The organism is Streptomyces sp. Q2 (genome assembly GCF_056820935.1).
The window spans coordinates 182,345-193,099 of the sequence record NZ_JBXEJE010000017.1; the positions used below are offsets into that span (position 1 = coordinate 182,345).

The window sequence follows — 10,755 nt, forward strand, 5'->3', positions numbered from 1 at the left end:
CGTCACCGCACGGGCCGCGGAAAGGTCTTCAACGCCCCGGCGAGTCCCGCGGCGTCGGTGCCGACCTTTCGGTAGGCGGCGGACAGCAGTTGCCGTACGCCCTGCTCGGTGAGGTGCAGTTCCTTCGCGACCACCGTCACCGCATGTCCCTGGGCCGTCATCTCGGCGGCCCGGCGTTCGTGGGCGGTGAGTGTGTCCGTCTGGCCGTAGCGCAGGGGGAGCGGGCGCATTCCGGCCGCGGAGAGCTCCTCCCTGGCACGGGCGGCCACGGCCTCGGCACCGCAGTGGACGGCTGTCTCCAGTCCCCGGTAGAGGCGGTCGGCGGCTTCCTGGAGCCGGCTGTTCCGGGACAGTGCGGCGCCGTGACCGACCAGAGCACGGGCCAGTTCATAGGCGGCGGGGGACTGCTCCAGGTGTTCGACGGCCTGTGCGTGCAGATCGAGGGCCGCCGGGCCGCCGGTGACCTCGGCCTGCACGTGCAGCGCCTGACCGATCACGGACGCCGCGCCGAAATCACGGGCCCGCTTGACGGCGTCCTCGGCGAGACGGACCGCCCTGTCGGGGGTGCTGGGCGCGACGGCGGACGCCAGGTCCAACCGCCAGGCACACCAGGACGGGTTGCGCCAGGCACGCGCCTCCAGCCGGTCCCCGACGTCGGACAGGAGGAACGCGGCCTCCGAGCGCCGCCCCTCGGCCAGCAGCAGTTCGGCGTACACCGTGCGCGGGTCGGGGTAGATCACGGCGTTCGGGACGACCTCGCCGTAGTGGTACTGGTCGGCTAGCCGGCGGGCGGCGACGACCCGGCCACGGGCCAGCAGGATCTGGATCAGAATGCCGATGGCGAACCACTGGGCGGGTACGGCGCCTTCGACCCGGTCGGCGATGCGCAGGCCGTCCCGCGCGAGTTCTTCCGCCTCGGCCAGGCAGCCGCGGCGGTAGCGGATGTAGCCCAGGAGTGCCTGGCCCAGGGCCAGATGGGAGCCGCGCCAGCCCTTTGTCTCGCACTCCGCCATGCCCTTGGTGAACAGCTCCTCGGCCCGCCGGGGCTGGTCGCAGTACATGAACACCAGCGCGACGGAGACCGGCACCTCGAAGCCCCGGTTCTCGTCGGTCCAGCTCATGCCCCCGCGCAGGGCGTCGTCGGCGCACGCCAGGACGGTCCGCCGCGGCTCGCCCCGCACCAGTGCGTCCCACGCCCGCAGCCCCAGGATGTAGCGCTCCTCAAGTCCCCGGCCGGCCAGCTTGCCGGCCAGCCGCGCCAGCTTGCGGGAGCGGGAGGCGGAGTCGGGCTCGTCGGTGCGGAACGCGCTCCACACGAACTGATCGGCCTGCATGCGCAGTTTGATGCGGGGACTGGTGGCCTGCCGCGCCTCGTCGCCGGCCACCGCCGCGGCCTCGGCCAGCCGGTCGGTGTGGGCCAGGGCCTGGGCGAGCCGGTAGACGATGGCGGCGCGCAGATCGGGGTCGACGCCGGTCTCCGCCAGCGCCTCCCGGAGGTGGCTGACCGTGGCCTTGGGTTCGATCAGGAACGTCGAGCAGGCGAGTTCGTGAAGGATGGCCGCGCGGTCCTCCGCGGGCGGCGGCTCCTGCAGGGCTCGGCTCAGGACCCGTCGGGCGGCCTCCGGGGCCCCGGAACGGAGGTATTCACGAGCGGCTGCGCGAAGGCATTCGACCGCCTCGGACCGTCCGTCGCAGGGAACCTCCAGCAGGTGCCGGGCGGCGGCCGTGGGGCCGAAACCCGCAGCGCGGACGGCCTCGGCGGCCCTGTTGTGCATGCCGACACGCAACTGTGAAGGAACGTCCCGGTAGATCGTCGTGGCCACCAAGGGGTGGGCGAACTCGAGTCCGCCACCGGGTGCCTGGCTGTCGGCCAGAATCCGAGCGGTGCGCAGCCGCTCGGTCGCCTCCGAGGACTCCTCGGCGCCGATCACCGCGAGCGTCGCGGCGAGCTCCGGCGAGAAGGACCCGCCCAGTACGGCGGCGGCCCACGCGTAGCGGACGGTGGACGGACCGAGGCGGTGCAGGCGCTCGAGCAGGCCGGGGCCCTTCACGGCCGCCGCGAGGTCCCGCATCACCGGCAACTCGTGTCGCACGCCCCTCACTTGACGCTCGCCGAGCCTGATGGCCAGTTCGACGGCCTCGAACGGGCTCCCTCCGGTGGCCGCCCAGCACTCGTCGCAGAACTCGTCCTCGGCCGCCTCGCCCACCTCGTTCCTGACGATCCGCGCGACGCCGTCGGCGCTGAGCGGCGCCAGGGCGTGGGGACGGTTCCCGTGATGCTCCACCAGCGTGCGGAAACCTTGGGCCTCGGGCGGCATGTCGTCGGGCCGGTAGGCGGCGACGATCAGCAGGGGAAGATCGGCGGCCCTCGGCGCGAAGGACGCCAGCCAGCCGAGGGACTCGGGATCGGCCCAGTGCAGGTCGTCCAGGAGCAGCACGACAGGGGCCTTCGTGATCGCCAGGCGGGTCATCACCCAGTCGAGTCCGTCACGCACCCCGGTCGGGTCCGGCACAGCGGCCGTGGCCGTCGCCTCGAGGCCGAGCGCCACGGCGACGATGTCGTACCAACTCCCCAGGAAGGCACGGAGCTCTGTCTCGTCCATCGAGGCCAGGGTGGGCTGGAGGAGCTGGCGCACCACGCGGAACGCCAGCCCCTGCTCGTTCTCGCCACCCTTGCCCGAGAGCACCGTGCATCCCCGCGCGAGGGCCCGGGCGCGGGCCGCCGTGACGAGCGTGGTCTTCCCCATGCCGGCCGGACCGGCGAAGGTGAGCAGTTCGCTCGCCGGTGTGCCGGGCACCCCCTCGGCCCTTTCGCGGAGCTCTGTCAGTGCGGAGTCGAGCGCCTGCAGCTCCCGCCGGCGTTCGAGCAACGGACGGTGTTCGGTGAGGGATTGCCGCAGCCCAGGCGCCATGTGCGCTACCGCTTCCTGTTGTTGATCCGCGGAGAACGGCGCCGAGCGTACGCCCACACGAACACCCGGCGGCGGTGTTCGGGCAGGAGAACATTGAGGGGAGTGAAATATCCACGACAGCGACTCACTCGTCGGTTCTTCCAGTATGATGTCGCGCCTTCGCTCACGGAATGGCGGCCGCCTCCGCCGTGTCCGCATAACGAGGCACGGTGCGGGACCAGAAATAGCATCCGCGGATCCAACCGGCCATGCCGTCCACGTAGCCGATGCCGGCCGGGCTCAGCCCCGGTTTGATCTCGTCGTATATCGCCTCGAACTCACGAATCGTACTGTTGATCAACCGGATGGTGAGCATGACGGCCATGGACAGTGAGCACCGCTGGGATCGCTGATAGGCGAGGGAGAGATTGATCAGGCCACCGGCTCGCTGCTCTTTGACGGCGGAAAAGAGATCGGGGATCCACACCGCCGCGTCGGCCGACAAACGCCCCAGGTGCCGCATGACGGGGTGGTGGAGCTCCTCGGCAGCCAGTTCGCAGGGCTGTGCGGCTTCGCAGAGCGGATGGAACGGTTCGACGCCGGCGATCAGTGAACGGATCGACTTGCACAGCCCCGTCCGTACGGGCACGGAGTCGCTCTGGGCCACCGCCTCGTACAACAGCCCGTGCACATACTCACGGCTGTTCCACGCCCAGCGCGCCGCCTGCGCCGGCGTGCACCGCTGCCGGACCTGTCGGTGGAGGTCGGCAAGGGCGGCGCCGAGAGGCGTGCTGGGGGGCCGGCCGTCCCTCAGGATCTCGACGCTCTCGGCCAGCATGGGCAGCAGCCTGCCCGGCTGGCGACGGCCGACCTCTTCGGCCCGGTCGTCGAAGATGAACTGGTAGGCGATCTGGTTGGCGACGATCTGGAGGAGATCGGCGTCCATGGATGGGCTGTTGTAAGCCGCGAGCTGGGCGGGGCGCGTGGCGGTGATCATGGCCGCCACCGCGGGGTCGTCGGTCAGTCCCCAGGCACGCAGCCAGGTGTCGACGCCCGCCGCCGCCTCGGCGGAGTGGCCGTTGCTCTGGAACGGGAAGGGCATGTAGAGGTGGGCGTCGATCAGATCCCTCAGGCTGCCGGACGTGATCACGTCCTGCGGAACCGTTGCGAGGTCCTCATGCGTCGTCGACACCGTTGTCACCTGCCGTTCGGGGGTCCTGTGCGCGGGCGGCTTTGGTTGCTCGGGGAGCGAGGGGGCGTGCATGGGGCGCTGTGCCGGCCGGTGCGTGTGCACGCGGTTCGCACGTCATCACCAGTGACCGGGGCCCCAACGTCGCTGCTGGGCGCAGCCGTTCGGCGTACCCGGGCAGATGGCGCAGCCGCCAGCGGCCGGCGATGGTGGCGAGGGCCAGCGTGGCCTCCGCCATGGCGAAGGTGTCGCCGATGCACTTCCGGTTGCCCGCGGCGAAGGGGTGCATCGCGCCGCGCGGATCGGCGGTGGCCCGCCCCGGGAGCCAGCGCTCGGGAAGGAAGCGCTCGGGTTCGGGGAACGAGTCGGGGTCGTGGTGCAGCAGGTAGGGGCTGTACAGAACGGTGGTCCCGGGGGGCAGTCGTTGCCCGGCGAGCGTCGTCTCCCGGGTGGTGATGCGGGTGAAGAGCCAGCCGGGCGGGCGGTGCCGCAGGGTCTCGGCGACGACGCATCGGGTGTAGGTGAGCCGCGGCAGTTCGTCGGGGCCGGGCCGTGGCCGGCCGGCGACCACGGCGTCGACCTCGGCGTGCAGGCGACGCTCCGCCTCCGGATGCCGGGCCAGCAGATCGAGGGCGGACGCAAGGCAGTTGGAGGGGCTTTCGGAGCCGGTGAGCAGCAGCGTGACGAGCTGGTCGTGGACCTCCTGGTCGGTGACCGCCGAGGATTCTTCGCGGGCGGCCGCCAGCAGGGTTTCGAGGATGTCCTCCCGGCCTTCGCTCGGGCCGCCGTTCCGGCGTTCCGCGACCACTTCGTCCACGATCGCGTGCACACGGTCGAACGCCCGCCGAAAGCGCAGGTTCGCGGGCGTCGGGACGCGGAACAGTGCGTCGACCGGCACGGCCGTACGGACGAACAGGCCGCGGACGATGACGGCGAGGCAGTCGCCCACCTCGGCTGCCGCCGCGCCGCGCAGCGAGTCGGAGAAGAGGACGTGGTTCATCACCCGAGTGGTCAGGGCCATCGTCGCCGCGCTGACGTCGATCTGTTCCCCCGCTCGCCAGCCACGGCACAGCGACTCGGCTTCCCGGCCCATCATGTCCGTGTGGCCGGCCACCCGGGAGGAACGGAAGTCGGGTTGCAGCAGCCGGCGTTGTCGTCGGTGCGTGCTGTGGCCGCACGTCACCAGTCCGTCGCCCATCAGCGGCCGCAGCCTGTTGTAGAGCGGTCCTCCCTTGTCGAAGGTCCGGGTGTCCATGAGGACCTGGTGGGCCACTTCGGGGTGGCACGCCATCCAGGCGCGGAGCGGGCCCAGGCGCATCTCGACCAGATCACCACGGGCCGGCAGGGAATTCAGGAAATCTAGCGGCCGACGGAACAAGGCGATAGAGTGGCCGATGGACGGGAATATGCCCGGAGCAGTACCCACAGTCCATGCTCGTTCTGTCTCAGGTACGGCATTGCTCATTGAATACCACCTGTCTCGGTCGACGCAGGAAAGTCGGTGGTTGGCCCACCGACTTGGCGTTCGAGACATGTCCTGCCCAGTCCAGGCTGCTGACGGTGCCCCGAATCCCCTGTGCGCGGGGGCGCACGGGAGCACGAAGACGCATTGAGCGGGCGACCTTGGGTGCGCAATGCACCCAAGAATTGTCACCTCCTGTCACTCAAAACGTCTTTCGTGCTCCTTTTTCGCATGCGGCGAATCCGAAGGGAATGGACGGGCCGGCCGATCAGAGGTGGGGATCGGGGTTGAACTCCGGGTGATAGCTTTCCGGCGGCGCGAGATAGGTGACGGGCAGGCCGCCGGTGTCGACGACGATCTGGTCCACCGCGATCGCCGGGTCGACCATGAAGAGCCGCAGGACGTGTTCGCCGGGCTCGGCGACGGTGATGGTGGCGGTCAGCTTCTCGATCCCCTCCTCCACGTTGCGGGCCCAGGCGTCGCCGCGGTTGCCGGTGGCGACGGACTGTCCGGACAGCACGGTGACCGGCTGGTCGTCGAGGGCGACGGCGATCCGGCGGTGACCGCGTTCATCGAGGGAGGGCAGCCGGAAGACGGTGACCGGGAAGGCCCCGGCGCTCACGAAGCGCACCCGGTACCGCAACTCCGGCGCCCGGCCGGCGAAGTCCCCCGTGACGGGGGTGGCCGTCGACGGCACCGCCTCCACCGCACCTGTGCGGCGGCCCAGCCCGCGCACGGTCCGCCAACGGGATCCGCCGCGCGCCACCCGGCGCTCGAAGTGCACGGCGTCGATCGACACGTAGCCGTGTGCCTCGACGAACCCACGGGCCCGCCTTCGTGCCCGCTCCCCGTCGTTGACCACCCGCAACGGCACCTCGAAGCGCTGCCCCGCACCGGTGACGACGACCGTCGACTCCTGCGCCCCCTCGGGAGCGCGCGCCCAGTCGATCTCCGCCCACACCCGGGTCTGCTCGGTGATCGAGCCGCCCGTCGTGCTTAGCCGAACCCACGGGTGACCGGCCTCGGCCGCCCAGTCCACGCTCAGGAAACCGGTGTTGAAGACATCCACGAAACGCCGGCCGCGGGTGTAGGAGGAGAAGGACAGTGGCCGGTCCGCCCCGGTCTCGTTCCCCTCGGCCGCCACCCCGAGCCCTGAGGTCTCCTGCCGGGCGACCCTGGTGACGGCCGGACGACCAGGCGCCTTCGGGATCTGGGAGGGGTACGGATTGACGATTCCGTCCCACTTCCCGCCCGCCACCTCGGTGTTGTACCGCTTGGTGATCGCCGCTTCCTCGGCATGGGCGGCCTCGGCCAGGTCCGCGAAGCGGTTCGTGCCGGCCCCCCGACCCTGCCGGACCGCGAGCGCGTTGCGGTCCGCCCAGTAGTACTTCAGGTTCATCAAGTACGCCCCGTGCACCGGGTACTCGACCAGCTCGTAGTAGGCGTCCCGGTAGGCCTCGGGCAGCCTGGCGCCCAGCGCCCGGGCACGCTCCAGCAGCCGGGCGTAGGCGTCCGTCCGGCGTCCGGCCTCGTCGCCGTGGTGGATGACGGAGAACATGGTGCGGTCGATGAACTCCGGGCGCCGCTCGGCGGCGAGCCGGTAGTACTCGGTACGAATCGCGGCGATCTCCGGTCCGTGGCGCCGCCCGAACTGCCGCCCGGCCCACTCGGCCACGAAGTCCTCGACATCGTCGGCGTCCCACCGGTCCACGTCCCAGGCCATGTCCATGGAGAAGGACAGCCCGGTCTCGATCGACTTCACGTCACCGACGTTGAAGATCCACATCCGGTCGACGCCGTGCTCGTACACGCGGCGCAACTCCTGCCAGACCTTCGACAGCTGGGTGGTGTCCAGCCACAGATAGCTGCGCGGACGGCCCCAGTAGGAGAGGTGGTAGTAGATGCCGTTGCCGCCCGCGCGGACGCGCTCCGCCTCGTTCGGCAGCTGGCGCATGTTGCCGTGGTTGTCGTCCGGCCAGATCAGCGTGACGTCGTCGGGGACCCGCACGCCCGCGTTGTACAGGTCCAGGACCTCCTTGTACGGGATGAAGATCTGCGGCTCGGCCGCCGCACCGACCTCCTCGGCCAGGATCCGACGCTGGTCCGCGATGATGTCGTTCATCACCACGACCTTCTCCGGGATGGTCGTCGCGTACTTCGTCTCCAGCGCGGAGTCGTGCAGCCCGCGCATGCCGAGCGTCCAACTGCTCTCGTACGACGCGTTCTGCCGCGCTCTGGCTCTCCAGTAGTCGGAGATGACACCGGGGTTCACCGTGTAGTCGTACACCGGCAGGGTGCCGTCCGCGCCGGGACGCTCCTTCGCCCACGGCTCCCACTCGTGGACGCCGTTGCGCAGCAGCGCCTCGGGGTGACTGGAGCCGACGACGATGCCGTAGCGGTCGGCGAGTTCGGGGTTCTCGCGGTGCTTGTTGAAGAAGTCGGAGTACGGATGCATGGCCGGCCACAGGTAGTTGGCCTTCAGGCGGAGTAGCAGTTCGAAGACGCGCTTGTACGTCTCGGGCCCGATGTTCTTGTCCGGCTCCTGGGTCCGACGCGACCAAGTGGTGAGGTTCTGCTCGTCGTTGATGAAGATGCCCCGGTAGCGGACGGAGGGTTCACGCCGCTTGAGAGGGGCCGCCGGCACCGTCACGGTGTCACGGCGTTCGACGGGCACGTCGGCCCACCAGTACCAGGGGGAGACGCCGACGCGCTCCGAGGTGTCGTACACGCCGTAGACCGTGCCGCGCCGGTCGCTGCCCGCGATCACCAGGGCGCGGTCCACTCCCGGCAAGGGACGCTCCACCACCTGGGTCACCGACGCCTCCCAGCGGCCCTTCACCCCGGCGACGTCCAGACGCCGGTCCGCGACGAGCCGGTCGATGACGGGACTGGAGCCGAGCGTGCCCACCAGGACCAGGTGCGCCGCCCGTTCGGGCAGGGTGTGCAGCAACCGCGGGCGAACGCCACTGACCCGTTCGATGTCCGCGGGCAGATCCCCGGCCGCGCGGACCACGGCCTGGTCGTCCGCCGCGTCCACGTACACGTCCACGGCGACGCCGCCCTGGACGAGGGGAAAGGCCGGGCGGTCCGACGGGGTGGCCTCGGCGGCCCGGGCGGTCGCGGGTAACACCCCCGGGAGCAGCGGGGCGACCCCGACGGCCGTCATTCCCCGCAGGAAAGACTTGCGGGTCCATGGCTGCGAGGGATGCGGCGGTTCGTTGTGCGGCACGAGACGCTTCCTTTCCGCCCCGGGCACCCTCGGCGGCCCCTCGTGCGGACCGTCCGGCAGGGCTGGGCGCAGGGGGCTGGGAGTAGACCGAATTGGAGAGCGCTGGAAGTGCTAGAAAGCGCTTGCTGTCGACCTTAGGCCAGGGCCGGACGAGGCGTCCAGAGTCGTGCGTGACTGGGGGTGCGGGTGAGGGGGACGGACGTGCGAGTGAGGCGCCCGGGGTGACGAGGCGTCGGCTGGACGGGACCGGCACCGTCGGTGCGACGCGCGTGCCGCGGGTGCGGCGACGCCACGGGCGTGTCGGCGGGTGTGCCGCAGGTGTGCCGCGCGCGTGACGATGCCGGTCGTGCGGCGTCCTGCGGGCGCTCAGGCGGGCCGTACCGCCCCTCGGATCGCCGACTCGCCGGCGTAGAAGACCGATTCCTCGCGGATGTAGGCCCCCGGGCCCGGCGCGTGGATCATCGTGCCGTTGCCGATGTAGAGGCCGACATGGCTGAGGTCGTCGTAGAAGAAGACCAGGTCGCCGACGCCGGTGTCGGCGAGGGACACCGGCGTGCCGGAGGCCGCCTGGGCGGCCGTGGTGCGGGGGAGGTCCACGCCGGCGGCCCGCCAGGCGGCCTGGGTGAGGCCGGTGTTGTCGTACGAGCCCGGACCGGCCGCACCCCAGACGCACGGCTTGCCGATCTGGGCGCGGGCGAAGGCCAGTGCGCGGGAGGCCTTGGGCTCGTAGGCCGGGGCTTCCGGTGCCTGAGGCAGGCCGACGGGTGCCGGCGCCGCAGGGGCGAGGGGGATGCCCGCGCCGGAGGTGCCGTCCCCTTGGAAGGGCGCGGCTGTGGGGAAGGGCGCGGTGGTGCCGAAAGCGGGCTGGGCGGAGCTGGGTGGGGTCGTGGGGGTGGGGGCGGCGAACGTGAGGGATGCGTCCGCGGGCAGCGGCGTGTACGCGGGGAGCGGAGCGGCAGCGGCGGGCGCCGCCATGGCAACCGAGGCGTCCATGGCGAGCGACGCGTCCATGAGGGGCGCGTTCATGGGGAGGGGTGTGTTTGCGGTGAGCTGAGCGCCCATGGGGGGAGGCGTGGCCATGGCGAAGGATGCGTCGGTGGCCGGCGAAGTGCCCGTGGCGAAGGGCGTGTTGGTGGTGAGCGGCGACTGGGTGGCGAAGGACGTGCCGGTGGTGAAGGACGTGTCCGTGGTGAGAGGCGTGCCGGTGGTGAAGGGCGTGTCCGTGGTGAGGGGCGTGTCCGTGGCGAAGGGCGTGCCGGTGGTGAAGGGCGTGTTCGTGGTCAGTGGAGCACCCGTGGCGATGGATGCGTCCGTGACCGGCCACGTGCCCGTGGCGAAGGACGTACCCGCGGTGAACGCTGTCTCCGTGCTCAAGGGCGTGTTCGTGGCGAAGGATGCCGTGACCGGCGGCGAGTCCATGGCGATGGACGTGCCGGGGGCGACCGCCGCCTCCGTGGTGAAGGGCGAGTGCGTGGTGAGCGGTGTCTCCCCGGCGAAAGACGTGCCCGTGCTGAACGGCGAGTCCATGCCCAAGGACGTCTCCACAGCCAGCGGCGTCTCCATGGCGCGCGGCGGGGTCATGGTGGTGGCGGTGAACTGCTGTCGCTGCCAGAGCGGGTCGGGATCGAGGCGGGTCTCCGGGGCCGGGGCGGCCCACATGTCCTCGGCCGGGCCGGACTCGGTCGCCGTGAGCGACGTGCTCGGCTGGGAAGCCTGAGCGGTGCGGGCGGCCAGCAGGTCACGGGCCGTGGCGAGTTGGCGCTGGATGCGTTCCTTCGAGGTCCGCAGTGAGGACTGCCCCGACTCGGCTGTGGCGGAGGGCAGTGCCCTGGGCGCCGCCTCCGTCGAGGCCTCCTGCTGTTTCACCGGCGCGGATGGCAGCGCCGGTGCGGACCCGGCAGTCAGTTCCGGGGCGGTGCGGGCGGCAGCCGCCTGGGCGGGGACGCCGGGAGCGGCCACCGGGCGCGCGGGCCGGGCGGCGGCC

5 protein-coding genes are annotated in these 10,755 nt (G+C 71.2%); all 5 read right to left on the minus strand.

What is annotated here, in order from left to right:
- Positions 1-2: 2 nt before the first annotated feature.
- Positions 3-2,912: an ATP-binding protein gene (locus tag ACWBNA_RS20415; protein WP_482705858.1), complete on the minus strand. Its 2,910-nt coding sequence runs from the start codon at positions 2,910-2,912 to the stop codon at positions 3-5.
- A gap of 163 nt (positions 2,913-3,075) precedes the next feature.
- A complete protein-coding gene (locus ACWBNA_RS20420) occupies positions 3,076-4,083 on the minus strand; it encodes a (-)-alpha-amorphene synthase (protein WP_482705859.1) in 1,008 nt (335 codons plus the stop codon).
- Positions 4,067-5,458, minus strand: coding sequence for a cytochrome P450 (locus tag ACWBNA_RS20425; protein ID WP_482705860.1), 1,392 nt, complete (start codon positions 5,456-5,458; stop codon positions 4,067-4,069). The genes ACWBNA_RS20420 and ACWBNA_RS20425 overlap by 17 nt, the downstream gene beginning before the upstream one ends.
- Positions 5,459-5,810: 352 nt before the next feature.
- Positions 5,811-8,708, minus strand: coding sequence for a glycosyl hydrolase 115 family protein (locus ACWBNA_RS20430; protein ID WP_482705874.1), 2,898 nt, complete (start codon positions 8,706-8,708; stop codon positions 5,811-5,813).
- Between the two features lie 429 nt (positions 8,709-9,137).
- On the minus strand, positions 9,138-10,755 hold a 1,618-nt coding region (locus ACWBNA_RS20435; RefSeq protein ID WP_482705861.1), incomplete at its 5' end, for a C40 family peptidase.

Bases quoted from the DNA above. Each gene is read 5' to 3' on its own strand.
- ACWBNA_RS20415 (WP_482705858.1), bottom strand. From the start codon at position 2,912: ATGGCGCCTGGGCTGCGGCAATCCCTCACCGAACACCGTCCGTTGCTC.
- ACWBNA_RS20430 (WP_482705874.1), bottom strand. From the start codon at position 8,708: ATGACGGCCGTCGGGGTCGCCCCGCTGCTCCCGGGGGTGTTACCCGCG.